The sequence below is a fragment of the Halobacterium jilantaiense genome (assembly GCF_900110535.1).
Lineage (GTDB): Archaea > Halobacteriota > Halobacteria > Halobacteriales > Halobacteriaceae > Halobacterium > Halobacterium jilantaiense.
The window spans coordinates 2,487,665-2,513,541 of record NZ_FOJA01000001.1 but is presented as its reverse complement, the minus strand read 5'-3'; the positions used below and the strand labels follow the sequence as shown (position 1 = coordinate 2,513,541).

Genomic DNA, 25,877 nt, shown 5'->3' with positions numbered 1-25,877 from the left:
TGGAGTTCAACGCGGGTGGTATGCAACGACGTGACTACCTCAAAACGACCGCGGGTGCATCGTCAGCACTGGCGCTGAGTGGCTGTCTCGGACTGTTCGGCAACAGCGACAAAATCGTCATCGGGTCGGACATCCCGTACAAGCCCTTCGAGTACGAGACCAAGGAGGGCGAACTCGTCGGGTTCGACGTGGACATCGCCGAGGCAATCTTCGCGGAGCAGATGGACCGCGACTACGAGTTCAAGCGGACGTCCTTCGACGGCATCATGGGGTCGCTGAACAACGGGAACTTCCGCATCATCATGAGCGCGATGACCATCAACGAGACGCGGAAGGAGTCCGTCGACTTCTCGGACCCGTACTTCACCGCCTACCAGACTATCGCCGTCCTCGAGGCGGACAACATCACGTCCCCCGAGGACCTCGCCGGGAAGAACGTCGGCGTCCAGAAGGGGACGACCGGTGAGACGGCCGCCGAAGGGCTCAAAGAGGACCTGTCCGGCGACCTCGAAATCAAGAGCTTCGACCAGATTACGGGCGCGTTCGACGCTCTGCTGAACAACCAGGTGTCTGCCGTCATCAACGACAACACCGTCACCGCGTCCTTCGTCAACGAGAATGATGGTGTCATGTTCCTGGAGGGCGAGGGCGAGGCCGCAGCGCAGGACGAGAACGCGCCGCCGTACTACACGCTCACTGTCGAGAACTACGGCATCGGCTTCCGGCAGGACGACGACGAGTTCCGCCAAGAGGTCAACGACGCGCTCGCCGCGATTCGGGAGGACGGCACGTACGACGAGATCTACAACGAGTACTTCGACGGATAACTGCGGATTCACGCTCCTACAATGTCTGACTCTACCGTCGACGGAGAACCAAGCAGTGAGACGAGCGGCGGCGTGTTGATGCGGGACCGCCTCGTGCGGCGGCTCGGGGTCGTGGTCTCGCTCGCGTTCCTGGCGCTCGTCGGGTCACTCGTCACGTGGATTGTCTCCACACAGGTCGATTTCAGTCTCCTCGAAACCATCTTTCCGCGGTTCGTGGAGGCGTTCTGGCTCGTCATCCGCATCGTCGCTATCTCCAGCGTGCTGTCCGTGACACTCGGCGTGTTCGTCGGCCTCGGTCGCATCTCGACCTCCCGGATCACCGGGAAGATAGCGAAAGGCTACGTCGAGTTCTTCCGCGGGACGCCGCTGCTGTTCCAGTTGTTCATCATCTTCTTCGGTATCCCGCGGCTGTGGGCGACGGGGGAGTTCCCGATTGTCAACTGGGCGGTCCCGGCCGCAGTCATCGGACTGACACTCAACCACGCGGCGTACGTGGGCGAAGCCATCCGCGGCGGCATCGACGCCGTGCCGGACGGCCAGATGGAGGCCGCTCGCTCCCTGGGGATGTCCCGCGTCATGGCACTCCGAGAGGTCGTGTTGCCGCAGGCGTGGCGGAACGCGCTGGCGGCAATCGGGAACGACCAGATTATTCTGGTGAAAGACACCTCACTGCTCACCGTCATCGCGGTGCCGGAGCTGATGAGCGTGTTCCGGAGCGTCAACAGCAACCAGCTCGACCCGTGGACGCCGCTGGTCTGGCTGTGCGTGTTCTACCTCGCGATCACGATGACGATGAGTCAGCTGGTGAGCCTGCTCGAACGGAGGGCCGACTGGGGCGGCAGCCAGTACGCGACCGACGGCGAGGACGACGAGGACGAAGCGGATGGGTTCTTCGAGCGTCGCTTCGGGGGTGCCTGACAGATGCAAGACACTGACGCCTTACTGGAGTTCGAGGGTGTGGACAAGTACTTCGGACAGAACCACGTGCTGAAAGACGTCGATCTGTCCGTCGAGGAGCGAGAGGTCGTCGTGGTCATCGGCCCGTCGGGGTCCGGGAAGTCGACGCTCCTCCGCTGCACGAACCGGCTCGAAGAGGTTCAGGACGGGGAGATTCGCCTCGACGGCGTGTCGCTGACGGACCCGGAGACGGACATCAACGCGCTCCGACAGCGCATCGGAATGGTGTTCCAGAGCTTCAACCTCTTCCCGCACAAGACCGCGCTGGAGAACATCTCGCTGGCTCCCGAGAAGGTCAAGGGGACGCCGGAGTCCGACGCCAAGGGGGACGCCGACGACCTCCTCGAACGTGTCGGGCTCGACGGCCAGGGGTCGTCGTACCCGAACCAGCTGTCCGGCGGCCAGCAGCAGCGGGTCGCCATCGCTCGCGCGCTGGCGATGAACCCACAGGTGATGCTGTTCGACGAGGTGACGAGCGCGCTCGACCCCGAACTCGTCGGCGAGGTGCTGGACGTCATGCGGAATCTCGCGGAGGAGGGGATGACGATGCTGGTCGTCACACACGAGATGGGGTTCGCCCGCGAAGTGGGCGACCGCATCGTGTTGATGGCGGACGGGAAGGTCGTCGAGAAAACACCAGCCGAACAGTTCTTCGAGGAGCCGACGACCGAGCGGGGCCGTCGGTTCCTGTCGCGGCTCCTGTAGCCGCACCGGTCGCGTCGCGCCGTCAGCGACTCGCTGCGCCGTCGACCGAGAGGTCGACGTGCCACTGCGTTCGTGCGCTGAGCACGAGCAGCGCGGCGACGGCGGCGGCGAGCGCGTAGTACGTGAGCTGGAGGGCCGCCGAGAACTCGAAGACCCCGACCATCGACAGCACCTGGACGACGACCAGCAGGGTGGCTGCTGCGCACGCTCTGGCGGCGCGCGTCGCGCCGCGCTGGCGCGCCCAGACGTACCCCGTGAGCGCGGCGGCGAACACCGCGAGTTCGAAGGTGTGGTTGAGCAACTGGACGCGCGTGCCGTAGACGGCGAAGAGGGTGTTCCGAGAGAACGCGAGTTCCAGCGGGAGCATCGCGAGGCCGGCGAGCGCGGCGGTCCGGACGCGCCCGAGCCCGAGGCCGGTTTTCTCGCGCATGCGGAGCGTGGCGTAGATGAGTGTCCCGAAGATGGCGAGCGCGGCGAGGTGGTGGATGGCCTGCGTGATGGGCTGGTAGCCCCACGGGAGGAGCCCGCTGAAGGTGACGGTGGTGCCGCCCAGAATGACCTGCAGGGGGAGCAGGACGACGGCGAGGACGCCCGACACCTGGATGTCGCGGTCGTCGAAGTTTCGGTAGGCGACAGCGCCGGTGCCGAGGATGAAGAAGCCGACGACCATCGCGACCGAGCGGTGGAACTGCTCGATGAAGTCGTTGACCGGGAGCCCGAACGGCAGCAGTCGGCCGCTGCAGTCCGGCCACTGGAGCCCGCAAGTGGCACCAGAGCCCGAGACGGCGGTGAACTCCCCGAGGAGGATGAGCGCGAACGTGAGTACAGTGGTCACGGCCGCGAGCTGGTACGAGCGACGAGCCATGGTCCGAATTTTCGGGCGACGGTACGTATGCGTGTCGGGTTCTCCAGCGGACCGAGAACAGTCGGTTCGTCGTCTGTCGTAATCTCGTTCGACGCGTTGGGACAGGCTTTTGCTGGATGCCGGCGGTGTCACCTACATGGGACTCGACGAGGACGCGCTGGACTACCACGCCAGCGACCCGCCAGGGAAAGTAGAGATTTCGACGACGAAACCGACGAACACGCAGCGAGACCTCTCGCTGGCGTACTCGCCGGGCGTGGCAGCGCCCTGCCGGAAGATTGCCGACGACCCCGAGAACGCCTTCAAGTACACCACGAAGGGCAACATGGTCGGGGTCGTCTCGAACGGCTCGGCGGTGCTCGGCCTCGGCGACATCGGCGCGCAGGCCGCCAAGCCCGTCATGGAGGGGAAGGGCGTGCTGTTCAAGCGCTTCGCCGACATCGACGTCTTCGACATCGAACTCGACCAGGCCTCGGCGGACGAACTCGTCGAGACCGTCTCCGCGATGGAGCCGACGTTCGGCGGCATCAACCTAGAGGACATCAAGGCCCCCGAGTGCTTCGAGGTCGAGACCCGGCTGCGCGAGGAGATGGACGTGCCGGTGTTCCACGACGACCAGCACGGCACCGCCATCATCTCGGGCGCGGCGCTGCTGAACGCCGCCGAAATCGCCGACAAGGACCTCGACGACCTCGAAGTCGTCTTCTCCGGCGCGGGCGCGTCCGCCATCGCGACGGCGAAGTTCTACGTCTCGCTCGGCGTGCAGCGCGAGAACGTCACGATGTGTGACTCCTCGGGCGTCATCACCGAGGACCGCGACGTCAACGACTTCAAAGCCGAGTTCGCCCAACCCGCGGGCGAGGGCGGCGACCTCGCCGACGCGATGGCCGGCGCGGACGTCTTTGTCGGGCTCTCCGTCGGCGGCATCGTCAGCCAGGAGATGGTGCAGTCGATGGCCGACGACCCCATCGTGTTCGCGATGGCGAACCCCGACCCCGAAATCGACTACGAGGCCGCGAAGCAGGCCCGCGACGACACCGTCATCATGGCGACGGGGCGCTCGGACTACCCGAATCAGGTGAACAACGTCCTCGGCTTCCCGTTCATCTTCCGGGGCGCACTCGACGTGCGCGCGACCGACATCAACGAGGACATGAAGGTCGCCGCCGCCGAGGCGCTCGCCGACCTCGCCAAACAGGACGTCCCCGACGAAGTTGTGAAAGCCTACGGCGACCAGCCCCTGCAGTTCGGCTCCGAGTACATCATCCCGAAGCCGCTGGACCCGCGCGTGCTGTTCGAGGTGGCACCGGCCGTGGCCGTCGCCGCGATGGAGTCCGGCGTCGCCCGGACGAACCTCGACCCCGAGCAGTACCGCGAGGAACTGGAGGCCCGCCTCGGCAAGAGCCGGGAGATGATGCGCATCGTCATCAACAAGGCCAAGAGCAGCAAGCAGCGCGTCGCGCTCGGCGAGGGCGACGACGAGAAGATGATTCGCGCGGCCTACCAGATGGCCGAGGAGGACATCGCAGAGCCCGTCCTCCTGGGCGACCGAGACACCATCGACGGAGCCGTCGACGCGCTCGGTCTCGACTTCGAGCCCGATGTCGTCGACCCCGACGAGGGCGACCACAGCGAGTACGCCGACCGGCTCTACGAACTCCGCAAGCGCAAGGGCATCACGCGCAGTGAGGCCGAGTCGCTCGTGACCCGCGACCCGAACTACCTCGGGTCGACGATGGTCGAGGCCGGCGACGCCGACGCCTTCCTCACGGGGCTCACCCACCACTACCCGAGCGCGCTCCGCCCGCCGCTGCAGGTCGTCGGCACCGCGCCGGACGCCGACTACGTCGCGGGCGTCTACATGCTGACGTTCAAGAATCAGGTCATCTTCGTCGCTGACGCCACCGTCAACCAGAACCCCGACGAGGAAGTCCTCGCCGAGGTCGCGCGCCACACCGCCGACCTCGCGCGCCGCTTCAACGTCGACCCCCGGGTGGCGATGCTGTCGTACTCGAACTTCGGCAGCGTCGACAACGAGGGCACCCGGAAGCCTCGTGAGGCCGCCCGCCTCCTCCGCGAGGACGAGTCCGCCGACTTCCCCGTCGACGGCGAGATGCAGGCCGACACCGCCGTCGTCGAGGACATCCTCGAAGGCACCTACGGCTTCAGCGAACTCGACGGCCCCGCGAACGTGCTCATCTTCCCGAACCTCGAAGCCGGCAACATCGGCTACAAGCTCCTCCAGCGCCTCGGCGGCGCGGACGCCATCGGCCCGATGCTGGTCGGCATGGACAAGCCCGTCCACGTCCTCCAGCGCGGCGACGAGGTCAAGGATATCGTGAACCTCGCGGCCGTCGCGGCGGCCGACGCACAGCAGCGCGAGGAGTAGCGGCTCCGGCGGCTTCAGTTTTCGAGGGCGAAAGCGACACGGACGACGCGGAGCGACGCGTCGGACCGCCCCGTTCAGTCGCCGGCCCGGCGGTCCGACCGCGACGGCGGCGGAATCTGTGGGTCCGTCGAATCGGCGTCAGGCAGCAGGCAGCGGTCGGCCTCGTCGTTCACGTGGGCGTACTGGTCGGGCTGGTTCGCGAGGACGTGCGCGGGGTTGCGGGCGCTGTCGACCTGCGCGGCCCGAATCTCGGAGAACCCGACGACGCGGGCCCGGATGCCGCGCCAGTGGTGGCGCGCGGCCGCCGGCACCGAAAACTCCCGCAGCGGCCGGTAGTCGCGGCGTTTCGCCGCGAGCACCGCGGTGTTGACGTCCGCGGCGAGGGCGTCGTGGTCGACAAGCACGCCGACGCTCGCACCCGGCGGCACGCGCGCGGCGAGCGTGTCCAGCCCGAGGTGGAGCGCCCGATACTCCGCGACGTTGTTGTCCGGCGCTTCGTCGGGCACCGACAGTCGCGCGACGCGGTCGCCGTCCCGCGTCTCGATGATGACCCCGAGACCAGCACCGTCGCTGGCGTACGAACCGTCCGTCGCCACGTAGAAGTCGCGGCGGTGCGACCGCGGCGGGTGGGCGATGTGAGGGGTCGGCGCGTCGTCGAAGATGTCCCGCAGGCTCGGTTGGCCCACAATGGCCATACGCCGAATAGCGGGTCGTTCGACGTAAATCCTCCGCCGGTCGGCGCGCACTCACGCGATTCGTGGCGCGAGCCGGTAGGCATACGGTCCCGCGCCGTCTCCCCTCACGTATGCTGGTCCGGGAGCTGATGACGGCCGACGTCGAGACGGTACAGGAGTCCGAGGACGTGAGCACGGTGCTCCAGAAGCTCGCCGAGCGCCACTTCACCGGCTTCCCCGTCGTGGACGACGACGGCCGGCTCGTCGGCGTCGTCACGCAGCGGGACATGGTGGAGCTGTTCCAGCCGGAACACCGCACGGTCTGGATTCCAATCGGGCTGCCGCCGTTCCTCGAATCGCTGGAGTACGGCTTCGAACTCTCCTGGGACGACCTGGAGGCCAGCCTCGACCTCGCGTCGAGCGCGGGCAAGCCGGTCAAACGCATCATGACCGAAGACGTGCTGACCGTCGAACCAGACGACTCCGTCGACGACATCCTCGAGATTCTCGCGCACGACGACCGCGACGTGAACCGCGTCCCCGTCGTCGAAGACGGCGACCTCGTCGGCATCGTCACCCGTCAGGACGTGCTGCGCGCGCTGCACGCGGAGCGCTCCGGGGAGTGACGTGTAACGCCGGCCTGCCCGCTCTCACGGCGTAGCCGGCAAAACCGTCACGCCTCCGAAACGGTCAATTCCCCGCGGTGTGGAGTGGTGGCGTGACCAACTATCGCGACGCTGTCCTGTTTCTGCTGCTCGCGGCCGTCTGGGGGTCGGCGTTCCCCGCGATCAAGGCCGGTCTGGAAGCCGGCTTCGAGCCCGTGCTGTTCGCGGCGGTGCGCTACGACGTGGCCGGCGTCGTGATGCTCGCGTACGCCGCCCGCGTCAGCGACCGCTGGCTGCCGCGCACGCGGGCCGACTGGACGACCGTCGGCATCGCCGCCGTGCTGATGATCGCCGCCTACCACGCCTTCCTGTTCGTCGGCGAACAGCAGACGACGAGCGCCGTCGCGGCCGTCGTCGTCAGCCTCAGCCCCGTGCTCACGACGGGGTTCGCTCGTACGTTCCTTCCCTCGGAGCGACTCTCTGTCGCGGGCCTCACGGGCCTCGCGCTCGGCCTCGTCGGGGTCGTCGTGCTGTCGAACCCCGACCCGTCGAACCTCCTCGGCGGGAACACCGTCGGCGTGTTGCTCGTGCTGTCGGCGTCGACGTGTTTCGCGCTCGGGAGCGTCCTCACACAGCGCGTCGACGACGACCTCTCCATCGAGACCATGGAGGCGTGGTCGATGCTGCTCGGAGCCGGTCTGATGCACGTCGCCAGCGTCGCCGCCGGCGAACCGCAGGTCGTCCCCCGGAACACGGAGGCGCTGTTCGCCATCGGCTACCTCTCGCTGGTCGCCAGCGCGCTGGGCTTTCTCGTCTACTTCGAGCTGCTGGAGCGTCTCGGCCCCATCGAGATCAACCTCGTGAGCTACGTCGCGCCCGTGTTCGCCGCGATTGTCGGGCTGGTGTGGCTCGCCGAACCCATCACCCCCAACACGGTCGCGGGGTTCCTCGTCATCTTCTCGGGGTTCTGTCTGCTGAAGCGCCGCGCGCTCGTCGCAGAACTGCGGAAAGCGCGGGCTGTCTGGGCGTAGCTGCGGGCGGAACAGACTCGCTCCCCGCCGCTACCGCGCGTCCGCGATGCGCTCGAACTGGTCGGCAGAGAGTGTCACGTCCGCGGCTTCGACGTTCTCTCGGAGCTGGTCGGGGGTTCGAGCGCCGGTGATGGGTGCGACCACCTGGTCGTGGTGGAGCAGCCACGCCAGCGACACCTGCGCGGGCGTCGCGCCGACCTCGTCGGCGACCGCCTCGACCGCGTCGAGGACGTCGAAGTTCGACGACGTGAGGTAGGAGTCGACGAACTGCTGGTCGGTCGCGCCCCGCGTGCCGTCGGGCGGGTCCTCGCCGCGTTCGTACTTCCCCGTGAGGAAGCCGCCGGCGAGCGGCGACCACGGCACCACGCCGATGTCGTAGTCCCGGCACATGTCGAGGTAGTTCCCGGCGATTTCGCGGTTCACCGCGTTGAACCGCGGCTGGACGACGGTGAACGGCTCGTACCCCTCTCGTTTCGCGATTTCGTTCGCCTTCGCGACCTTCCAGGCGTTCGGCTGGAACGTCGACGCGCCGAGGTAGTGGACTGTCCCGTCCCGCACGAACCCGTCGAGCGTGCGCATGAACTCCGCAGCCGGCGTGTCGTCGTCCCACCGGTGGACGTAGAGGAGGTCGACGTAGTCGGTGCCGAGCCGGTCGAGGACGGCGTCGAGGCTCTCCCGGAGGTGTTTCCGGTTCAGCCCGCGGCCGTTCGGGCCCTGGCGGGTCGGCCAGTACATCTTCGACGCGACGACGTAGTCCTCGCGGTCGCGCTCCGACAGCCAGTCGCCGATGTAGCGCTCGGCGCGCCCGCCGCCGTACATGTCGGCGGTGTCGATGAATCGCCCGCCGGCGTCGGCGTACGCGTCGAGGAGGTCGTGGGCGCGCTGCTCCCCGACCTCCACCTCGCCGGCGTCGTTCTCCCGCCCGAACCGCCACGTCCCGAACGCGAGTTCCGTCACTCTCAGCCCGGTGCGGCCGAGCGGCACAGCGTCCAGCGCCATACGCCGACGCACGGCAACGGAGTGGTTAAGCGGTCCGTCTTCTCGTCGCCGTGCGGGTCCCTGTCGGCGGCGGCGCTGGGCGACGAACGCGAGCGGAATGAACGGAACGGGCGAGAACAGCAGCGACGAGAACGGTTGGGGAGGGCGGCTGGAGGGGGTCGAGCGGCGAGCTATTCGGTCTGGTGGCGGTGACCGAGCACGAGCGCGGCGACGTGCGCGAGCACCATGACGGCGAGGGCGGTCTGTTCGGCCGACGACGACGGACCGGCGACCACGAGCGGGACGTAGAGGAACGGCAGCGCGACGGCCGCCCAGAAGCCCGCGACCTCGAGGGGCTTCAGGAGCGTCGCGGAGCCGGGCGTGGTCACCACGTCCGTTGCGGCGTCGGCGAGCGCGGATCGGGAGGGAGTTGACATGTCGGGGGGCACCTCGTCTACTCTATCGTAGGACGGCCCACCGCATATAGTAGGTCGACCGTTGTCGGCGTTTCACTCCGTTTTAGGTGGTTATGTCGACGGCTATCTACGATTTACAACGCCACCAGAACGCAGCTAACAGTTTATCGCGGCTTCTGAGAGAGTTTCGCTAATTCAGGGTTCTCGAACGGTTTCGTCGGCTCCACTGGGGCTCGTCCCGGCGTCGAGCGCGCTCCACCCGGACTGACGGCTCGCGGTCCGGGCCGAGGTAGGGCAGACCTACGCTGAGGTGTGCGTCCAGACGCAGCTAGTAGGAAGCGCCATCTCGTCGTGAGAACGCATATCGAGGACAGCCGTCGCTCGGGACGAACACAGACTGCGGCCGCTCGCTACCGCTCGTCGTCGCGTAGTGTTCACTCGACGGACGCGTCGCTGCAGTCCGTCGTTGCAGCAGAGAAGTGCCCGGGGAGGGTTTTGAACCCTCGATCTCCGCATGTCCCAGGTTCGAGGCTCGGCGGGCCTCGCGGACATGCTGAGCATCCACGTGGCAGTGGGATGCCGCACCGAAGCTCGATACCCTATGAGTGCGGCGCTATGACCAGCTAAGCCACCCGGGCTCGTTTCGCCGTATGCCGGTCTTGCTCTTTAACGTTCTCATCTCGGCCGGCCACCCGCCGGGTTTAAGCCGAGCCGGTGGTTTCGAGCCTACATGGACGTACCTGCGCTCGTACAGTCCTCGCTCGGCGACGAGGACGTCGCAGCCCACGTCGCGCTGAAGGGCGAGGACGCGCTGTTCGTCACGCCGACGCGCACGCTGCTGTACACCGCCGACGGCCTGCTGAGCGACGAATCGGTCGACGAGTTCCCCCACGACGCCGAGGGAATCGGGGTCAGCGAGGGCCGCCGGAAGGCGAAAGTCACCCTCGACTACGGGCTCGACGGCGACGAATCCTTCTCCGTCCCGTCGGCCAGCCTCGACGACGTTCTCCACCCGATTCTCGCCGGCGTGCTGAACGCCGCCGACGTCACCGACCCCGGGGAGACGGTCAAGCGCACGTATCGCTTCAGCGAACTCACCCTCGTCGTCACCAGCGACCGCGTCGTGAAACACATCGGGTCGGCCGTCTGGGGGCCCGACTACGAGGAGATCGCGTACGCGACGGTGACTGGCATCGACACCGAGGACGGCAACGTCTCCAGCCAGCTCGTCCTCGAAACCACGGCACGCACCGAGCGCATCAAAGCGCCGAACGAGCAGTTCCGCGCCGTCCGCGAAGCCGTCCAGGACGCCGTGTTCGCTTACCACGGCGTCGACAGCGCCGCCGAGTTGAGCGCCGCGAGCGCCGGCGACGCCAGTCAAACCAACACGGGCGAGGTGTCGTTCGGAGGTGGCGTCGACCCAATCGACACGAGCGGTGTCGGCGAGGACGATGACGCGGACGCGGGCAGCGAGCGGGAAGCCGCTGCGGGTGGCGGCGGGAGCGCGTCGGCGGTGAGCGCGCAGGCGGCGAGCGAGGACGCGAGCGCAGAGGGCGACGAGTTCGAGTCCAGCGGCTTCCGGACGGCGGCCGAGAAGGTCGAGCCGCCGGTCGACCCAGAGGAACTGGAGGTCGAACTGGACGAGATGGCCGACGTCATCGAGAGTCTCGCTGACACCGTCGAGCGACAGCAGGAGGTCATCGAGGCACAGCAAGCCGCCATCGAGGCGCAGCGCGAGCGCCTCGATGCGCTCCGCGAACTCACTCCCGACCAGTGACTTTGCGGATGCACGAGGAGCCGAACGGGCCGAGTTCGCCGGCGTTCAGCTTCACGAAGTAGCCGGTCGACAGGGACGACCCGCAGCGCCGACACGAGAACTCGCCGTCTTTCTGAACGACCTGCGACTCGAAGGAGACGTAGCTGCCGCCCTGCGGGTAGACCTCGCCGGACTCGCGTTCGATGACGCCGCGGCGCTCGGCCTCGTCGAGTATCTCCCGGGTCGTCCGCGGGTGTGTCGTGACCGTCTCGATGCGGTCGATGGCGTCCGCGACCGACAGCGACCCGAACTCGAGGTTCGCGAGGAGTTCCACGCCGACCTCGACCGGGTCGGCGTCGTCGTCGACGCCACCGTGGCTCATGTCATCCAGTCAGTCGACGCCGTACTTCAGCGTTGCCCGATGGCAGCCGTTTTGTGCCTGCCCCGGATAGCGGGCGGCGATGCGACGCTACCTCGCCGGCGCTGCCGCCGCCCTCGTCGTCGCGCTGGCAGTGCTCGCGCGGCCGTCGCGAGCCCTCGACGCGCTGCGGGTCGCCGTCGCGAGCCCGTGGTTTCCCCTCGTTCTGGTCGGTCTGTACGCCGTCCGGCCGTTCCTCGCGTGGCCCATCAGCGTGCTGTCCGCGCTCGTCGGCTTCAAGTACGGCCTCGTGGTGGGCGTCCCCGTCGCGCTCGTCGGCGCGCTCGCAACCAGTCTGCCGGCGTACGCCGCGGGCCGGTACGCGCCCGCCGACGGGCTGCTCGTCGGACGGTTCTCGGACGGCAGCCGGCGGTTCTTCGCAGCGACGGGCGACGTCCGCGGGCTAGTCGCCGCGCGGTTCGCACCCACGCCCGCTGAGCCGGTGTCGGCCGCGGCGGGAGCCGGCGGCGTCCCCCTGCGGTCGTTCGCGGCCGGCACGCTCGTCGGCGAACTCCCGTGGGTCGTCGCGACTGTCGCGCTCGGCAGCGGCCTCGATACGTTCGCAGTAGCCGCCAGCAGCGTCGACCCGCTGCTGCTCGCCGTCGGGGTGCTCGCGGCGGCGGCGCTGCTCGGTCCCGTCGCGTACCGCGAGCTGGCGGCGTAGTCAGAGCGTGAACGGGTCGCTGCAGTCCACTATCACGCCGTGCTGCGGGCAGACGTACTTGCAGTGGCGCTTGAACAGGTCGGCGTCACACCGCGGGCACGCCGGCGCGTCTGCTGCCATGACTGGACGGTCGAACGCGGCGAGTAAAGGCGTGTCCCTCTCGGAGACGGGGAAGAGAACGGTCGCGCTACGCTGTCCTCAGGTCAGCACTCGCTCCAGCCACAGGACTCGCAGGTCTTGCAGCCCTCGCTGTAGTAGAGGGTCATCGACCCGCAGTCCGGACACTCGGGGCTCTCCCCGGCGTCGATGAGCGACTGCGTGGCGTCTTGGGTGTCCTGCGTCTCGTCGCCGGCACCCGACGGACCCTGCGGGCCGCCGAGCGACTCGGCAGCGCCGCCGTCCGTCTCGGGCGCGCCCGCAGCGTCCTCGATGTCGCCGAGGCGCTGCTGCTGGGGGTAGGCCGCTCGGTCGACGTCCCCGTCGAGGTAGCGGCGGAGCGCGGTGCCGAACGCGTCCGGGATGGAGTTGACCTGCTCGCCCTTGTCCCAGGCGACCTTCGGCGACCGGATGCCCTGAAGCTTGTCCGCAATCTCGGCGGGGTCGACGCCCGACCGGAGCGCGACCGAGATGGTCTTCGCGAGCGCCTCCGTGAACGAGCCCGTGAAGCCGCCGGAGTTCCCGGTGTTCGCGAACAGCTCGAACGGCCGCTCGCGCTCGGGGTCCTCGTTGATGGTGACGTAGAGCTTCCCGTAGCCCGTGTCGACGCGCTGCGTGACGCCGTGCAGGAGGTCGGGACGGGACTGCTTCTCGGCGAACTCCTCGTCGAAGTCTTCGGCGTCGCCGGCGAAGATCTCGCGGAGGTCGTCGCCGAACGCGGCCTGCACGTCCTCGTTGTCGAGGAAGCCCTCGATGCCGCCGAACGTCTCCTCGATGGTCTCGACGATGGCCTCCGCGGCCTCGTCCTCGTCCATCGACGAGAACTCCGTGTTGTCGGCGCGCGTCGTCAGCACCTGCTTGCTGCGGGTGCCGTCGCGGTAGACGGTGACGCCCTTCCCGCCGTTCTCGTAGATGTAGCGGTACACCTCGTCCATGTCCTCGACGGACGCGTCGTTCGGGAAGTTACACGTCTTCGAGATGGCGGAGTCGACGCCCTGCTGGCAGGCGGTCTGGACCGCCGCGTGCTCTTTCCCGGAGAGGTCGCTCGTGACGACGAACAGCTCGCCGATGGCGTCCGGGACCGTCGTCAGCCCGTCGACGCCGTCGAACTCGTTGTTCGCCATCTGCTCCTGGGCCTCCTCTTTGACGGCCTGAACGTCGATGTCGTTGTCCTCCAGCGTGCGGAGGAAGTAGTCGTCGAACTCCACGAGCATCTCGTCGCCCTGCACGTCGTCGCTGACGTTCTTGTAGTAGGCGACGTTGTAGATGGGCTCACAGCCGCCCGTGGTGTTGCCGACCATCGACGTGGTGCCGGTCGGCGCGATGGTCGTCGTGTTGTGGTTCCGAATCGGGTAGCCGTCCGCCCACTCGTCGGCGTCCTCGCCGGTGTGGTGCTCGAACCACTCGGCGTACTCCGTCGGGTTCGCGTACTTGGACTTGTCCCACTCGTCGAAGCTGCCGCGCTCCATAGCGAGCTCGTGGCTCGCGGTCTTCGACCCGTGGTTGATGGTCTCCATCAGCTGGCTGGCAATCTCGTTGCCCTCCTCGCTGCCGTACTCGACGCCGAGCTGGACGTAGAGCTGCGCGAGGCCCATGACGCCGAGGCCGATCTTCCGCATCTCGGAGACCTTCTCCTCGATCTCCGGAACCGGGAAGTCCGACATCGTGACGACGTTCTCGAGGAACCGCGTCCCCATCTCGATGCGGTGCTGGAACGCCTCGGTGTCGACCGCTTCGTCGAGGAACTGGCTGACGCCCGCCTCGAGGCTGTCGAAGTCGTGTTCCTCGCTCCAGACCCGCCAGTCAGGCGAGTCCTCGGCCGCGAGCGTCGAGAGGTTGATGTGACCGAGGTTGCAGGCCTCGTACTCCTCGAGGGGCTGCTCGCCGCAGGGGTTCGTCGCGAGGATGCGGTGCTCGGGGTGTTCCTCGACGTCGAAGGAGTGCTGGTCGTTGACGCGCTCCAGGTAGATGACGCCGGGTTCGCCGTTCTCGTGGGCACCCTCGACGATGCGGCTCCAGAGCTCTTCGGCAGGGAGCGTGAGGGGCTCGCCGACCTCGACGTGGTGGCCGAGGCCGTACCGGGAGTACATCTCCTTCGTCTCCTCGGTCGCGATGTGGGCTTCGCCCGTGCGCGGGTTCGTGAACGTGTACTCCTCGCCGGCTTCGAGGGCCTCCATGAAGCCGTCGGTGACGCCGACGGAGATGTTGAAGTTCGAGAGGTGGCCCTCGACGGCGTTCCGGAGGTGTTCGGGGACGCGGCCGTCGTCGTCGATGAGGCCGCGAGCCTCTTCGAGGGCTTCCGAGAACTCGGTGTACGTGTAGTCGTCGGGGTCGTTCAGCTTCAGGACGTGGGCCAGGGAGACGTCCTTGTTCTTCGCGTGGATGAACTCCACGACGTCCGGGTGGCTGACGCGCATGACAGCCATCTGTGCGCCGCGTCGCGCGCCGCCCTGCGCGATGGTCTCGCACATCTGGTCGAACGTCTCCATGAACGTCAGCGGCCCCGAGGCGATGCCGCCGGTGGAGCCGACGGTGTCGCCGTACGGCCGGAGCTGCCAGAACGCGTACCCCATGCCGCCGCCGGACTGGAAGACCTCGGCGGCCTCCTTGGCGGTCTGGTGGATGTCCGTGATGTCGTCGCCCGGCGAGTCGACGAAGCAGGCCGAGAGCTGCTGGAGTTCGTCGCCGGCGTTCATCAGGGTCGGCGAGTTCGGCATGAAGGAGAGGTCCTCCATCAGGCCACGGAACTCGGCCGCGACGCCCTCGACGTGCTCGCGTACCTCGGGGTCGTCGAGTTCGGGGACGACCGTGTCGTACGCGAACTTGTTGACGTTGTCCTCGGTGAGTGCGACGGTCTCCTCGTCGCTGTCCGGGTCGACGCCGTCGCCGAAGACCTCCTCGGTGAGTTCGTCCCGTCGCGGGTGGTCGGGCTTCAGCTGGCTGGGCGTGACCTCGACGGGGTCGTCGGACTCGTAGACGACCTCGGCGAGCGCGATGTTCTTCGCGACGCGCGGGAACAGGTCCTCCTGCTCCTCGACGAGTTCGCCGTCCGTGTTCTTCCGGAGGTAGCGAGCCGGCAGGATGTTGTGGTAGGCGTTGGCGGTGAGTCGGTCTTCGAGCGAGTCACCGGTGACGCGCTTGACCGGGAGCGTGAGTTCGTCCGCGGACAGGTCGTGCGAGCTCATTCGTCGTCCCTCCGCGAGACAGTCCGTGTGGTGGTGGGTTCGTGTATCATGTGTGGCTGAACGTCGGTGTTCGGGAACGACACACTGGTAGCCGGCACGGGGGGTTAGTAGTTGTGTTCTCGGAGCCCCCGAACCGGACCGCGCATGCCGCCCAAGTTCGGCGTGTCTACGGCCTACGACCGGACCGGATATGAAGGCTCCCAAAGCGTGGTGAAAGTGGCGGCATCTGGCCGCCAGATTCCGGGGACGGCGCGGGAACTTCAGTTTCGGCTTCCACACGAATGCAGGGGGTGTCGGCCGACAGGTGTATCACCGCTCGCTCTGTGGGCCGACACATGCATCCGGCACTGCTCGCAGTCGGCGGTCTGACGGGGTCCCCGCTGGGGACGCTGCTGCTCGCGCTGGTCGCCGTCGGGGTCGTGGTCCTCGTCGGTCGGCTCGTCCTGCGCGTCGCGTGGAAACTGGTCGTGCTCGCGACGCTCGTCGTCGCGGGCCTGTGGGCCGCCTCGACGGTGGCCGGCGGACTGTTCTGACGGCCGTCACTCGGCCGCCATCAGAAGGAAGTTCTCGACGAGGTCGTGACCAGCGCCGGTGAGCACGGACTCCGGATGGAACTGCACGCACTCGATCGGGTGTTCGCGGTGGCGGACGCCCATCGCCAGCGCTCCGTCGGCGGTCTCCGCGGTCACGTCGAAGCAGTCCGGAATCTCGGTGCAGGCCAGCGAGTGGTAGCGCGCCGCCGGGAACCCCTGCTGGACGCCCGCGAACACGCCCTCCCCGTCGTGTTCGACCGGACTGGTCTTGCCGTGCATCGGTTCGTCGGCCCGACCGACCTCGCCGCCGTACTCGTAGACGGCCGCCTCCATGCCGAGGCAGACGCCGAGCGTCGGCACGTCGGGGCTGACCTCGCGAAGCACGTCCGCGGTCACACCGACGTCGCGGTCGTTCTCCGGGTGGCCGGGCCCCGGACTGACGACGACGGCGTCCGGGTCGTAGTCCCGAATCTCGGCCAGCGAGGCGGTGTTTTTCACCACCGTCGTGTCGGGCCGAGCACCGTCGACGGTTTGCTCGGAGACGTACTCCACGAGGTTGTACGTGAACGAGTCGAAGTTGTCGACGAACAGGACTCTCATCGGTTCGCCTCCGCGGCCGGGACGCCGCTGTCTTCCTCGCGCACGCGGTCGACGGCCGCGAGCACGCCGTCCATCTTCGCCTCCGTCTCGTCGAACTCGGCAGCCGGGTCGCTGTCGGCGACGATGCCCGCGCCGGCGCGCACTCGGAGGGTGTCTTCGCCGCCGGTGCGGTCGACCGTCGCCGACCGAATCGTGATGGCGAACTCGGCGTCGCCCGTCCACGAGAAGTAGCCGACGCCGCCGCCGTAGATGCCCCGCGGGCTGGCTTCGAGGGCGTCGATGTGCTCCATCGCGCGGACCTTCGGCGCGCCCGACAGCGTGCCCGCCGGGAAGGAGGCCCGGGTCGCGTCGAACGCGTCTAAATCACCGTCGAGCGTCCCGGTCACGGTGGACTCGATGTGCTGGACGTGGCTGTACTTCAGGACGCGCATGAACTCGGGGACCTCTACGCTCCCCGGTTCGCTGACGCGGCGGACGTCGTTGCGCGCGAGGTCGACGAGCATCGTGTGTTCGGCGCGCTCCTTCTCGTCTGCGAGCATCTCCCCCGCGAGCCGACGGTCCTCCACCGGGCTGGCTCCGCGCGGGCAGGTGCCCGCGATGGGGTTGTTCAGCACGGTGTCGCCGTGGACTGCCACGAGCGTCTCGGGGCTCGCGCCCACCACGGTCCTGTCGCCGTGTTCGAGCAGGAACATGTACGGCGAGGGGTTCACGTCCCGGAGCGCGGCGTACAGCCCCCGCGGGTCGACGTCGCCGTCGAGCTCCCGGGTGCGGGAGACGACTGCCTGATAGACTTCGCCGTCGAGGACGGCCTCCTTGGCCGATTCGACCGCCGCCTCGTAGTCCGCGCGGTCCCCCGCGCGCTCGTCGGTCACGCGGAACCCACCGAACTCGGGGTCGTCGGCGTCCCGGAGCGCGGCCGCCACGCGTTCGGCCTCGGCTTCCAGGTCGTCGTAGACGGAACCGGCGTCCGCGCCGTCGACGACGGGCGTGAACACCAGAGAGACCGAGTCCGTCGCGCGGTCGAAGACGAGCGTGCGCGTGGTGAGCGCGAACTCGGCGTCCGGCAGCGGCGTGTCGGGGCGCTCGACGCCGACCTCGTCGAGCCAGAGGTCGTAGACGGCGTCGTACGCGAGGAACCCCACCAGTCCGCCGTCGAGCAGTTGGCGGTCCTCGTCGGGGAAGTTCCGGCGCTCGACTCCCGGGAGCGCGCCGCGGAGGTGGTCGAGCACGTCGCCGCCCTCGCTGCCGTCACCAGCGACGAAGTCGACGACGCGGTCGTCGCGGAGGCGCTCGACGGTCGTCTCGTCGGGGTCGACCGTGACGACCGCCGCGGGGTCGTACCCGACGAACGAGTACCGGGCGTGCCGGCTCTCGTCCGCGCCGGACGGCTGGAACGCGCCGTCCGGGTCGCTGGCTGCGGTCTTCTCGGCGCTCTCCAGGAGGAAGCCGTGGTCGCCCGCCACCAGCGTGTCGTGTGCGGTCAGCGGCGACACGTCGACGTCAAGGTCGGCGGCGACGCGGACGACCGCCGGCCCGTCGTCGGCGAGGTCGACGAACGCTTCGCGGCTGGTGTCCATCACGAGTCCACCGCCCCCACCACGTCGTCGGCTCGCGCGTCGGTCGCGGCCGCGACGAACTCGCGGACGGCGGCGTGGTCCTTCTCGCCGGGCGCGGCCTCCACGCCGGACGCCACGTCGACGGCGAACGGGTCGACCGCCTCGACGGCCGCCCGGACGTTCCCGGGCGTGAGGCCGCCGGCAAGCACGACCGGTGCGTCCACGCCCGCAGCGAACTCGCGGGTGGCGTCCCAGTCGTGCGTGCGGCCGGTCCCGCCGCCGCCATCCTCGCCGACGGAGTCCACGAGCAGCGCGTCGACCACGTCGGCGTAGCGCGCGGCCCCCGGGTCGCCGGCGTCCACGGCTTTCAATACGTCCACGTCGGTGTTCGCGGCGACGAACGCGACGTCACCGACGGGCAGGTCGCCGTGCAGTTGGAGCACGTCCGGAGCGACTGTCTCGGCGAGTTCGACGGCGCGCTCGGCGGTCTCCGGCATCGTGACGAGTACGCTGGAGACCAGCGGCGGCGCGGACGCGAGGAGGTCGGCGGCGACAGCCACGTCGACCTCCCGGGACGTGTCGACGGGGACGTCCGCGACGACGCCGACGGCGTCAGCGCCGGCGTCGACTGCCGCGCGGAGGTCGGTCTCGTTCGTCAGTCCGCAGACCTTCGCGCGCGTCATTGCGTCGCCGCGTGGGGTTCGCGGAGTCGCTCCAGCGTCTTCGCGGCGGCACCGGAGTCGATGGCTTCGGCGGCCTGCTCAGCGCCGTCGCGGAGCGAATCGGCCTCGCCCGCGACGTAGATGGCAGCGCCCGCGTTCGCGACGATGATGTCCCGCTTCGGCCCCGTCAGGTAGCCGGTGACGATGTCGCGGAGGTCCGCGGCGTTCTCGTCGGGCGTGCCGCCCGCGACGGCGTCGATGGGTGCCTCCGAGACGCCGAAGTCCTCGGGCGTGACCGAGTACTCCTCGATGGAGCCGTCCTCGTGGAGTTCCGCGACCGTCGAGGGCGCGTGGAGCGCGAACTCGTCGAGGCCGTCGCCGTGGACGACGAGCGCGCGGTCGACGCCCATGTGGGAGAGTGCGCGCGCGAGCACCGGCACGAGGTCCGGGTCGTAGACGCCGACGACTTGCGCGTCAGCGCCTGCGGGGTTCGTGAGCGGGCCGAGAACGTTGAAGATGGTGCGCACGCCGAGTTCGCGCCGCGGGCCGATGACGGCCTTCATCGCGGGATGGAACGCCGGCGCGTGCATGTAGCCGATGCCGTCGTCCTCGATGCGGGCTTCGACGGCCGCGGGGTCGGTGTCCAGGTCGACCCCGACGGCCTCCAGAACGTCCGAGCTGCCCGACGACGAGGAGACTGAGTAGTTGCCGTGTTTGGCGACGGGAACGCCCGCGCCCGCCGCGACCATCGTGGCCGTCGTGGAGACGTTGATGGTGTCGTAGTCGTCGCCGCCGGTGCCGCAGGTGTCGACCAGCGGTGAGCGGTCGGGGTCGACGGTGTTGGCGGCCTCCCGCATCCCCTGCGCGAACCCGGCAATCTCGGTCTCTGTCTCGCCTTTGGCGCGGAGCGCCGCGAGCAGCGCGCCGATTTCGGCGTCGGTCGCGTCCTCGAGCAGTCGCGTGACCGCGTCGCGGGCGGCCTCGAGTCCGAGGTCCTCGCCGGCCGTGACGCGCTCGATGTATTCCTGCATTGTGGACACCAATGTACTAGTTCGGGTTACAGTGTACAAGTCTGTACGATGACTTAAGCCTGTCGCGGGTGCCGTTGGCATCCACGCTCGCGCACCCGCGTCACCCACAGTACATCGACTGCATAACGCTCCCGACGTCGAGCCGACCGCCTTCGGCCACGACCACGTCCGTCGCGGACGCGTTGCAGTCGAACCACGACGCCTCGACGGTCGTCGTCTCCCGCCAGTCGCCGCCTTCGACCGCGACCGTGTACGCGGCCGGCGTGAACAGCACGAAGCCCGCGCAGGCGTCAGGTGCGAACGTCAGGGACCGCTCGAAGACCGTGTTCGCGTCCGTCTCGAACCCGACTGTGAGTTCACGTTCGCGGTCGGTGGCGTTCCACACCCACACGCAGTGCGGCGGGTCGTCGCCCTCGTCGGTGCGCTCCTCGCCGATACCGAATCCGGTGAACGGCGTCGCGTCGGCACCGTCGGGGACGGTGTCGAGGGCAGTCGGGACGCCCCGGTACTCGTCGGCGTCGATAGCGCGAACGGAGAGGTCAGCGGGCGGGCTCGAGTCCGCCGGGGAGAGACAGCCGGCGGCCACAGCGACGAGCGTGCCGCTGACGGCCGCGAGGAGGGCTCGTCTGCGCGTTTCGGGCATACGAACCGCATCTGTCGGCCTGGGTAAGTGCCTTCTCCCGATTCGAAACCTTCAACTATAACCCGGGGCAACGATTGGGTGTAGTTCGAAGGCCGCCCGGGTTGGTGGTCTAGTCAGGCTATGACACCTCCTTGACATGGAGGAGGTCGGCGGTTCAAATCCGCCCCAACCCACTTCTCCCGTTTCATTCACCGCGAAGCGGCGGCTCTGTCGCTTCGCGTCGGAGCCTGTTGTACGGTCTGCGGAACGTTCGATCCCGCAAGTCACAGCGCGGTAGTGGCCGCTGCGGGGCCTTCTTCGCGTATCCCTTCAGAATCGGAACAGCGGGTGGACGCCGCGGTCGTTCGGGAAGGCGTCCGGGGGAAGGGTGTCGTCGTCGTCGACGCTCCCGAGGTAGATGACGCTGTTTATCAGGCCGGTGTGACTGAACGCCTGCGGGTAGTTCCCGAGGAACTCGCCGGTCGCTGGGTCGATGCGCTCCGGGAGCAGTGCGGGCGAGTCGACGTGGTCGAGGACTGTCGTGAAACACTCTCGGGCTTCGTCGACGCGGTCCGCGAGGACGAGGGCGTCGACCAGCCAGAACGAGCAGAAGAGGAACGCCCCGCGGCCCGCCGGCGGGATGTCGGGGCCTTTCGCGCGCCGCACCAGCCCGTCGTCGGTGAGCAGGCCGTCGACGACGGCGTCGAGCGTGGACTGCACGCGGCCGTCGCCGGGTGGGAGGAACTCGTACAGCGGAATCAGGAGGCAGGCGGCGTCGAGCGTCTCGTCGGTGTCGAAGTGCTGGACGAAGCTCCCGGCGGTCTCGCTGTAGCCGCGGTCCTCGATTGCCGCACGGAGCGACGCGCGCTCGGCGGTCCAGCGGTCGGTGTCGGCGTCGCCGTCGCGGCGCGCCGCCAGTTCGATACCGCGGTCGAGGGCGACCCAGCACAGCAGCTTTGAGTGGACGTAGTGGCGGGGCTCCACGCGGAACTCCCAGATGCCGCTGTCCGGCTCGTCCCAGACGTCACAGACGTGGTCGACGACGCGCCGGACCCACTGCCAGTCGCCCTCTGAGAGGTCGTAGCCACGCTGGACCGCCTCGTAGAGCCCCTGAACGAGGATGCCGTAGGCGTCGAGCTGGCGCTGTTCGGCGGCGAGGTTGCCGACGCGCACGGGCGCGGAGAACCGGTAGCCGTCGAGGTGGTCGAGGAAGGACTCGGAGAGGTCCGTCTCGCCGTGTGCGCCGTACAGCGGCTGAATCTCGGCTGGGTCGTCGTGGCAGACGTCGAGGAGCCACTCGTAGTACCGGTCGGCGGCGTCGGAGTCACCGAGGTTGGCCAGCGCCTGGACAGCGAAGTTCGAGTCCCGAATCCAGTTGTAGCGGTAGTCCCAGTTGCGGCGGCCGCCGAACACTTCGGGGAGTGAGGTGGTCGGCGCGGCGTAGACGGCGCTGGTGTCGTCGTTCGTCAGCAGCTTGAGGACGAGCGCGGAGCGAACCACCTCGTCGAGCCAGGGGTCGTCGCCGACGACGCTGCTCGCGCGCGATTCGATTGTCGACGCGTACTGCCGCCAATAGGCCACCGTCTCAGCCCGGATTCGGCGGCAGGCGGCCGGCGACGTCGGTCGGACGTGGTCGTACTGGACGACGAACCAGACAGAGTCGCCGGCTTCGAGCGTCACCGTCCCGACGGCCCGTCCATCGGTCGGCCGGAGGCTGACGGGGCCGTAGACCTGCAGGTGGAGCGCGTCACCGTCGCCGCGAGCGACGATACCCGCTGATTCCTCCTCAACTCGCGTGTCTGCCCGAGCGTAGTCGAACCGCGGCTTGCAGTCGATTTCGACGGTGAGTTGGCCGGTCTCACAGCGCAGATGTCTGAAGAGTTCCTGCTGGGTCTCCGGGTCTCGGTCGTCTCCGCCCGCCGGCATGAAGTCGACCAGCGTCGCGCGGCCGGAGTCGGTCCGGAACGTCGTCTCGAGGATGTTCGTCCGGGACAGGTAGGACTGGCCGCTGTCGTAGCTGTCGGTGGGCGCGACCGAGAGGTGGCCGCCGCGCTCGGCGTCGAGAAGGCGGCCGAACACGCTGGGCGAGTCGACTGTCGGGAAGCAACACCAGTCGACAGCGCCGTCGCTCCCGACGAGCGCACACCGGTCGTCGTTGCCGACGACGCCGTACTCGGAGAGTGGTCGGTATCCCATGTTGAGTGATACCGTGTATCGACACTTGGGTCCGTAGCAGGAAAAGCGCGTCCGCAGTCCCGCTGGCCGTCGGCGGGCGGCAGCGACACGAGGCTTTACCGAACTGTAGGTGGTACGTTGACACGAACCGATGACTGTGCCGGAGACACCAGCGACGCCCGGAGGACGATGACTGACGAACGGCCGAACGTGGTCCTCGTCCACAGCCACGACCTCGGCCGACACGTCGGCAGCTACGGCCGGAGCGTCGACACGCCGAACCTCGACGCGCTGGCTGGAGAGGGCGCGGTCTTCGAGAACCACTTCGTCACGGCACCGCAGTGTTCGCCGTCACGGGGGAGCCTCCACACGGGCTGCTACCCGCACGTGAACGGACTGATGGGGCTGGCCCACCACCACTGGGAACTCGACGACGACGTGCCAGCGATGCCGGAGTTGCTCGCGGACGCCGGCTACGAGACGCACCTCTTCGGCCTCCAGCACGTCACCGAGGACCCGCGCAGCGTCGGCTTCCAGCACGACCACACGACGTGGCGGGTCAAGCCCTCGGCCGCGGCGCTGCTGGCGGACACTCGCGCCCGCACCGTCGCCGACACCGTCGAGACGTTCCTCGAAGCGGACGCCTACGCGGAGCCGTTCTTCGCGTCTGTCGGCTTCTTCGAGGCCCACCGTATCGACGTGGACGGCCTCTTCCGCTTCGACGACGGTTCCTACGACCCGCCGGACCCCGAGGACGTGGACTGCCCGCCGTTCCTCCCAGACGGACCGGGCGTCCGCGAGGACCTCGCCGAACTGGAGGGGATGGTCGCCGCCATCGACGACGCCGTCGGGCGAATCGTCGACGCGCTCGACGACAGCGGCCTGCGGGACGACACGCTCGTCCTGTTCACGACCGAGCACGGCATCGCGTTCCCGCGCGCGAAGGGGTCGTGTTACGACGGCGGCATCGAGGCCGCGCTCGTCGCGCGCCTGCCCGGCGTCGTCGACGCCGGCCGACGGTACGACGAACTCGTGAGCAACGTCGACGTGCTCCCGACAGTTCTCGACCTGGTAGACGTCACCCACCCGGGCGACGTGGACGGGCGGAGCTTCCTCCCGCTGCTCACGGACCAGAAGTACCTCCCCCGCGAGCAGGTGTTCTCGGAGCTGACCTGGCACGGCCGCTACAACCCGATTCGGGCCGTCCGCACGGACCAGTACAAGTACGTCCGGAACTTCTGGCACCTCCCGACGGTGACGCTGACGACCGACGTCTTCGTCAGCCGGGCGGGCCGCGAGGTCCGCGAACAGTACTACTCGGCCGACCGGCCGTACGAGGAGCTGTACGACCTCGAATCGGACCCGACCGAGTCCACGAACCTCGCGGGCGAGGCGGCCTACGAGTCCGTCCGTGCGGAACTAGAGGAGCGGCTGGTGGCGTGGATGCGGCGGACGGACGACCCGCTGCTCGACGGGCCGGTGCCGCCGGCGGACATGGAGACCATCGAACCGTGGTGAGACGCCGGCCGGCCGCCCGCCGACGCTCCACTCCCGGGGGCTCGTCCGGCTACGAAGCCGTGCCCGAGGTCACGCGGCGTCGCCCCCGGTGAGCTCGCGGACGACGGCGGAGATGCCGATGCCGGCGGCGAGCAGGACGACGAGGTTGAACGCCGCGCGGAACAGCGCCCGGTACTCGCGGCCGACCCACTCGTTGATGACGGCGACGGCGCTGGTGTAGAACTGGACGAGCGCGACGACGGCGACGAACCCGAGGACAACGAGGGCTCCCCGGAGGATGAGGTCGCGAACGTCGCTGCGGTCGTCACGAGCGCTATCGGCGGTGCGACGGCCGCTACCATCGCTACCGTCGTCGGTGTCGGTCTCGGCTGTCGATGCCGCTGGCGCGTCGCCGTCGTCGGTGGTCGACTGGGTTCGGTCTGTGTCACTCATGGTGACCGCCTCCGTGCGGCGGTGAGGATGGTTGCTGCGGCGACAGCGAGGAGGGCGACGACCGGGCCGAATCCCGGGACGTCGCCGCCCGACGCCCCGCCGCCGTCCGCGTCGATCTCCGATTGCTCGCCGCCCGTTGTCTCGAAGTCCTCGACGCGCAGGCCGGTGTCTCGGACCGTCGTGTTCGCCTCGATGCGCTCCTGCGGGTCGAGGTTGGCAGCGCCGCGCGCGGTGTCGACGACGACACCGTCTTTCCGGAGGATGGCGTCGAGGTAGTAGTTGTACTCCGAGGGCACGTCGACGGTCGCCTGCGGCGTCACCGTCGCTCCGGGGTCGACGTCGTCAACCGGGACGGTCGTCCGGGCCGCAATCACGTTCGAGTCGGCCTGCCTGACGACCAGCGCCACGGAGACGTCGCTGGACGGCTCCGCGCCGCGGTTCGTGAGGTAGGTCGACACGTCGAGGGTCGTGGTGTTGCCGTCGACGTCGCGGACCGAGTACTGGACGGCGGGGAATCCGGCACCGAACCGGTGGAAGGTGACGTGCCCGCCGGCCTGCACGCTGCCGACGCCGCGGACGGACTTGGCGACCGTGGCGACGCGCTGGTCGTCGGCGTACAGCACGGTCTCGACCCGGTAGCCGCCGTCGCGGGCGACCGGCACGTCCACGGTCACGGGGACCTCGCGGTCGCCCGAGATGGTGTCGACGTCGACGCTGCGAGTGGTCTCGACCAGTCCGGAGTCGAGACCGACCGCGCGCACGTCGACGGTGACGTTCTCCGAGTCACCCCCGCGGTGGTCGAGGTAGGCGGTGACCGAGAGGTCGACAGTCCCCGACGACGTGCCGTCGGCCGCGATGGTTACCTCTTCGACGTCGACGCGGCCGGGCCGGACGTCCTCGCGGTCGGTGTCGGCGACGACGCCCGGTATCGCGACGGCCGCGAGCGCCGACGCGACGACGACGACGCCGATGCCGACAGCGAGGAGCCGTTCGCGGTCCATGCCACCTCGTGGCCCGATAAACGTCAAGTGTCTTGTGGTTACGTCGGTGGAATTTCTCTCCGACCCGGTCGCCGCCCCACTGAGGGTCCACGGCCGGAACCACTCGGTGTCGCCTCGGTCC

The 25,877-nt window shown here is 68.6% G+C and carries 25 protein-coding genes and 2 tRNA genes; 11 read left to right on the top strand and 16 right to left on the bottom strand.

The window, feature by feature from the left end:
* The first annotated feature begins 20 nt into the window (after nucleotides 1-20).
* Genes BMW35_RS13110 through BMW35_RS13100 form a run of 3 tightly spaced genes read left to right on the top strand, consistent with a single transcriptional unit; the run spans nucleotide 21 to nucleotide 2,489 of the window.
* The gene (locus BMW35_RS13110) at nucleotides 21-827 is read left to right on the top strand and encodes a transporter substrate-binding domain-containing protein (protein WP_089669988.1); all 807 of its coding nucleotides are present in this window, start codon (nucleotides 21-23) and stop codon (nucleotides 825-827) included.
* Between the two features lie 21 nt (nucleotides 828-848).
* Nucleotides 849-1,745 carry an amino acid ABC transporter permease gene (locus BMW35_RS13105; RefSeq protein WP_218138608.1) on the top strand — a complete coding sequence of 299 codons (897 nt, stop codon included), beginning with the start codon at nucleotides 849-851 and terminating at the stop codon, nucleotides 1,743-1,745.
* 3 nt (nucleotides 1,746-1,748) lie between these two features.
* Complete coding sequence (locus tag BMW35_RS13100; RefSeq protein WP_089669987.1) at nucleotides 1,749-2,489, top strand: amino acid ABC transporter ATP-binding protein; 741 nt, start codon at nucleotides 1,749-1,751, stop codon at nucleotides 2,487-2,489.
* A 22-nt stretch (nucleotides 2,490-2,511) separates the two neighbouring features.
* On the opposite strand, the gene BMW35_RS13095 is transcribed toward BMW35_RS13100, so the two are convergent.
* The gene (locus BMW35_RS13095) at nucleotides 2,512-3,354 is read right to left on the bottom strand and encodes a COX15/CtaA family protein (protein ID WP_089669986.1); all 843 of its coding nucleotides are present in this window, start codon (nucleotides 3,352-3,354) and stop codon (nucleotides 2,512-2,514) included.
* 136 nt (nucleotides 3,355-3,490) lie between these two features.
* On the opposite strand from BMW35_RS13095, the gene BMW35_RS13090 reads away from it, so the two are divergent.
* Entirely contained in the window at nucleotides 3,491-5,743 is a 2,253-nt protein-coding gene (locus tag BMW35_RS13090) for an NADP-dependent malic enzyme (RefSeq protein ID WP_089669985.1), read from the top strand.
* Between the two features lie 74 nt (nucleotides 5,744-5,817).
* Here BMW35_RS13090 and BMW35_RS13085 read toward each other — a convergent pair whose 3' ends face one another.
* Complete coding sequence (locus BMW35_RS13085) at nucleotides 5,818-6,438, bottom strand: ribonuclease H (RefSeq protein ID WP_089669984.1); 621 nt, start codon at nucleotides 6,436-6,438, stop codon at nucleotides 5,818-5,820.
* A gap of 110 nt (nucleotides 6,439-6,548) precedes the next feature.
* On the opposite strand from BMW35_RS13085, the gene BMW35_RS13080 reads away from it, so the two are divergent.
* Nucleotides 6,549-7,043, top strand: coding sequence for a CBS domain-containing protein (locus BMW35_RS13080; protein ID WP_089669983.1), 495 nt, complete (start codon nucleotides 6,549-6,551; stop codon nucleotides 7,041-7,043).
* A 92-nt stretch (nucleotides 7,044-7,135) separates the two neighbouring features.
* Entirely contained in the window at nucleotides 7,136-8,053 is a 918-nt protein-coding gene (locus BMW35_RS13075) for a DMT family transporter (RefSeq protein WP_089669982.1), read from the top strand.
* A gap of 30 nt (nucleotides 8,054-8,083) precedes the next feature.
* Here BMW35_RS13075 and BMW35_RS13070 read toward each other — a convergent pair whose 3' ends face one another.
* The 3 genes from BMW35_RS13070 to BMW35_RS15720 form a co-directional block, all read right to left on the bottom strand.
* Nucleotides 8,084-9,052 carry an aldo/keto reductase gene (locus BMW35_RS13070; RefSeq protein ID WP_089669981.1) on the bottom strand — a complete coding sequence of 323 codons (969 nt, stop codon included), beginning with the start codon at nucleotides 9,050-9,052 and terminating at the stop codon, nucleotides 8,084-8,086.
* A 170-nt stretch (nucleotides 9,053-9,222) separates the two neighbouring features.
* On the bottom strand, nucleotides 9,223-9,468 hold the full coding sequence (locus BMW35_RS13065) for a DUF8028 family protein (RefSeq protein ID WP_089669980.1): 246 nt from the start codon (nucleotides 9,466-9,468) through the stop codon (nucleotides 9,223-9,225).
* 459 nt (nucleotides 9,469-9,927) lie between these two features.
* A tRNA-Met gene (locus BMW35_RS15720) sits at nucleotides 9,928-10,085 on the bottom strand.
* Between the two features lie 92 nt (nucleotides 10,086-10,177).
* On the opposite strand from BMW35_RS15720, the gene BMW35_RS13060 reads away from it, so the two are divergent.
* Nucleotides 10,178-11,224: a DUF7115 domain-containing protein gene (locus tag BMW35_RS13060; RefSeq protein ID WP_089669979.1), complete on the top strand. Its 1,047-nt coding sequence runs from the start codon at nucleotides 10,178-10,180 to the stop codon at nucleotides 11,222-11,224.
* Here BMW35_RS13060 and BMW35_RS13055 read toward each other — a convergent pair.
* Entirely contained in the window at nucleotides 11,208-11,585 is a 378-nt protein-coding gene (locus tag BMW35_RS13055) for a DUF5830 family protein (RefSeq protein WP_089669978.1), read from the bottom strand. The genes BMW35_RS13060 and BMW35_RS13055 overlap by 17 nt on opposite strands.
* A gap of 79 nt (nucleotides 11,586-11,664) precedes the next feature.
* Between BMW35_RS13055 and BMW35_RS13050 the strand changes: the two genes are divergently transcribed.
* A complete protein-coding gene (locus BMW35_RS13050) occupies nucleotides 11,665-12,285 on the top strand; it encodes a TVP38/TMEM64 family protein (RefSeq protein WP_089669977.1) in 621 nt (206 codons plus the stop codon).
* Here BMW35_RS13050 and BMW35_RS16020 read toward each other — a convergent pair whose 3' ends face one another.
* Both BMW35_RS16020 and BMW35_RS13045 read right to left on the bottom strand, forming a co-directional pair.
* Nucleotides 12,286-12,405: an HVO_2523 family zinc finger protein gene (locus BMW35_RS16020; protein WP_342706525.1), complete on the bottom strand. Its 120-nt coding sequence runs from the start codon at nucleotides 12,403-12,405 to the stop codon at nucleotides 12,286-12,288.
* Between the two features lie 83 nt (nucleotides 12,406-12,488).
* Nucleotides 12,489-15,626, bottom strand: coding sequence for an adenosylcobalamin-dependent ribonucleoside-diphosphate reductase (locus BMW35_RS13045; RefSeq protein WP_089669976.1), 3,138 nt, complete (start codon nucleotides 15,624-15,626; stop codon nucleotides 12,489-12,491).
* 335 nt (nucleotides 15,627-15,961) lie between these two features.
* Here BMW35_RS13045 and BMW35_RS13040 point away from each other — a divergent pair, with 335 nt between their 5' ends.
* Nucleotides 15,962-16,159 carry a DUF8029 family protein gene (locus tag BMW35_RS13040; RefSeq protein ID WP_089669975.1) on the top strand — a complete coding sequence of 66 codons (198 nt, stop codon included), beginning with the start codon at nucleotides 15,962-15,964 and terminating at the stop codon, nucleotides 16,157-16,159.
* Between the two features lie 6 nt (nucleotides 16,160-16,165).
* Here BMW35_RS13040 and trpG read toward each other — a convergent pair whose 3' ends face one another.
* The 5 genes from trpG to BMW35_RS13015 form a co-directional block, all read right to left on the bottom strand.
* Nucleotides 16,166-16,759 carry an anthranilate synthase component II gene (trpG, locus tag BMW35_RS13035; RefSeq protein ID WP_089669974.1) on the bottom strand — a complete coding sequence of 198 codons (594 nt, stop codon included), beginning with the start codon at nucleotides 16,757-16,759 and terminating at the stop codon, nucleotides 16,166-16,168.
* Nucleotides 16,756-18,339, bottom strand: a complete 1,584-nt coding sequence (trpE, locus tag BMW35_RS13030) for an anthranilate synthase component I (protein ID WP_089669973.1) — start codon at nucleotides 18,337-18,339, stop codon at nucleotides 16,756-16,758. The genes trpG and trpE overlap by 4 nt, the downstream gene beginning before the upstream one ends.
* On the bottom strand, nucleotides 18,336-18,998 hold the full coding sequence (locus BMW35_RS13025; RefSeq protein ID WP_089669972.1) for a phosphoribosylanthranilate isomerase: 663 nt from the start codon (nucleotides 18,996-18,998) through the stop codon (nucleotides 18,336-18,338). Before BMW35_RS13025 ends, trpE begins: the two co-directional genes overlap by 4 nt.
* Nucleotides 18,995-20,008, bottom strand: coding sequence for an anthranilate phosphoribosyltransferase (trpD, locus tag BMW35_RS13020; RefSeq protein ID WP_089669971.1), 1,014 nt, complete (start codon nucleotides 20,006-20,008; stop codon nucleotides 18,995-18,997). Before trpD ends, BMW35_RS13025 begins: the two co-directional genes overlap by 4 nt.
* A gap of 100 nt (nucleotides 20,009-20,108) precedes the next feature.
* Nucleotides 20,109-20,651, bottom strand: coding sequence for an Ig-like domain-containing protein (locus BMW35_RS13015; protein WP_089669970.1), 543 nt, complete (start codon nucleotides 20,649-20,651; stop codon nucleotides 20,109-20,111).
* A 98-nt stretch (nucleotides 20,652-20,749) separates the two neighbouring features.
* Here BMW35_RS13015 and BMW35_RS13010 point away from each other — a divergent pair.
* Nucleotides 20,750-20,824: transfer RNA gene (locus BMW35_RS13010), tRNA-Val, on the top strand.
* A gap of 136 nt (nucleotides 20,825-20,960) precedes the next feature.
* Here BMW35_RS13010 and BMW35_RS13005 read toward each other — a convergent pair.
* Nucleotides 20,961-22,826: a glycoside hydrolase family 15 protein gene (locus BMW35_RS13005; RefSeq protein ID WP_089669969.1), complete on the bottom strand. Its 1,866-nt coding sequence runs from the start codon at nucleotides 22,824-22,826 to the stop codon at nucleotides 20,961-20,963.
* Between the two features lie 168 nt (nucleotides 22,827-22,994).
* Between BMW35_RS13005 and BMW35_RS13000 the strand changes: the two genes are divergently transcribed.
* The gene (locus BMW35_RS13000; RefSeq protein ID WP_089669968.1) at nucleotides 22,995-24,323 is read left to right on the top strand and encodes a sulfatase family protein; all 1,329 of its coding nucleotides are present in this window, start codon (nucleotides 22,995-22,997) and stop codon (nucleotides 24,321-24,323) included.
* Nucleotides 24,324-24,392: 69 nt separating this feature from the next.
* Here BMW35_RS13000 and BMW35_RS12995 read toward each other — a convergent pair whose 3' ends face one another.
* Together BMW35_RS12995 and BMW35_RS12990 are read right to left on the bottom strand one after the other, a co-directional pair.
* The gene (locus BMW35_RS12995; protein ID WP_089669967.1) at nucleotides 24,393-24,755 is read right to left on the bottom strand and encodes a DUF8060 family membrane protein; all 363 of its coding nucleotides are present in this window, start codon (nucleotides 24,753-24,755) and stop codon (nucleotides 24,393-24,395) included.
* Nucleotides 24,752-25,756, bottom strand: coding sequence for a DUF7490 domain-containing protein (locus tag BMW35_RS12990; protein WP_089669966.1), 1,005 nt, complete (start codon nucleotides 25,754-25,756; stop codon nucleotides 24,752-24,754). Before BMW35_RS12990 ends, BMW35_RS12995 begins: the two co-directional genes overlap by 4 nt.
* Nucleotides 25,757-25,877: the final 121 nt, after the last annotated feature.

Coding starts and splice junctions, on each gene's coding strand:
- BMW35_RS13110 (WP_089669988.1), top strand. CDS start 21: ATGCAACGACGTGACTACCTCAAAACGACCGCGGGTGCATCGTCAGCA.
- BMW35_RS13105 (WP_218138608.1), top strand. CDS start 849: ATGTCTGACTCTACCGTCGACGGAGAACCAAGCAGTGAGACGAGCGGC.
- BMW35_RS13100 (WP_089669987.1), top strand. CDS start 1,749: ATGCAAGACACTGACGCCTTACTGGAGTTCGAGGGTGTGGACAAGTAC.
- BMW35_RS13095 (WP_089669986.1), bottom strand. CDS start 3,354: ATGGCTCGTCGCTCGTACCAGCTCGCGGCCGTGACCACTGTACTCACG.
- BMW35_RS13090 (WP_089669985.1), top strand. CDS start 3,491: ATGGGACTCGACGAGGACGCGCTGGACTACCACGCCAGCGACCCGCCA.
- BMW35_RS13085 (WP_089669984.1), bottom strand. CDS start 6,438: ATGGCCATTGTGGGCCAACCGAGCCTGCGGGACATCTTCGACGACGCG.
- BMW35_RS13080 (WP_089669983.1), top strand. CDS start 6,549: ATGCTGGTCCGGGAGCTGATGACGGCCGACGTCGAGACGGTACAGGAG.
- BMW35_RS13070 (WP_089669981.1), bottom strand. CDS start 9,052: ATGGCGCTGGACGCTGTGCCGCTCGGCCGCACCGGGCTGAGAGTGACG.
- BMW35_RS13065 (WP_089669980.1), bottom strand. CDS start 9,468: ATGTCAACTCCCTCCCGATCCGCGCTCGCCGACGCCGCAACGGACGTG.
- BMW35_RS13060 (WP_089669979.1), top strand. CDS start 10,178: ATGGACGTACCTGCGCTCGTACAGTCCTCGCTCGGCGACGAGGACGTC.
- BMW35_RS13055 (WP_089669978.1), bottom strand. CDS start 11,585: ATGAGCCACGGTGGCGTCGACGACGACGCCGACCCGGTCGAGGTCGGC.
- BMW35_RS13050 (WP_089669977.1), top strand. CDS start 11,665: ATGCGACGCTACCTCGCCGGCGCTGCCGCCGCCCTCGTCGTCGCGCTG.
- BMW35_RS16020 (WP_342706525.1), bottom strand. CDS start 12,405: ATGGCAGCAGACGCGCCGGCGTGCCCGCGGTGTGACGCCGACCTGTTC.
- BMW35_RS13045 (WP_089669976.1), bottom strand. CDS start 15,626: ATGAGCTCGCACGACCTGTCCGCGGACGAACTCACGCTCCCGGTCAAG.
- BMW35_RS13040 (WP_089669975.1), top strand. CDS start 15,962: ATGCATCCGGCACTGCTCGCAGTCGGCGGTCTGACGGGGTCCCCGCTG.
- trpG (WP_089669974.1), bottom strand. CDS start 16,759: ATGAGAGTCCTGTTCGTCGACAACTTCGACTCGTTCACGTACAACCTC.
- BMW35_RS13025 (WP_089669972.1), bottom strand. CDS start 18,998: ATGACGCGCGCGAAGGTCTGCGGACTGACGAACGAGACCGACCTCCGC.
- trpD (WP_089669971.1), bottom strand. CDS start 20,008: ATGCAGGAATACATCGAGCGCGTCACGGCCGGCGAGGACCTCGGACTC.
- BMW35_RS13015 (WP_089669970.1), bottom strand. CDS start 20,651: ATGCCCGAAACGCGCAGACGAGCCCTCCTCGCGGCCGTCAGCGGCACG.
- BMW35_RS13005 (WP_089669969.1), bottom strand. CDS start 22,826: ATGGGATACCGACCACTCTCCGAGTACGGCGTCGTCGGCAACGACGAC.
- BMW35_RS13000 (WP_089669968.1), top strand. CDS start 22,995: ATGACTGACGAACGGCCGAACGTGGTCCTCGTCCACAGCCACGACCTC.
- BMW35_RS12995 (WP_089669967.1), bottom strand. CDS start 24,755: ATGAGTGACACAGACCGAACCCAGTCGACCACCGACGACGGCGACGCG.
- BMW35_RS12990 (WP_089669966.1), bottom strand. CDS start 25,756: ATGGACCGCGAACGGCTCCTCGCTGTCGGCATCGGCGTCGTCGTCGTC.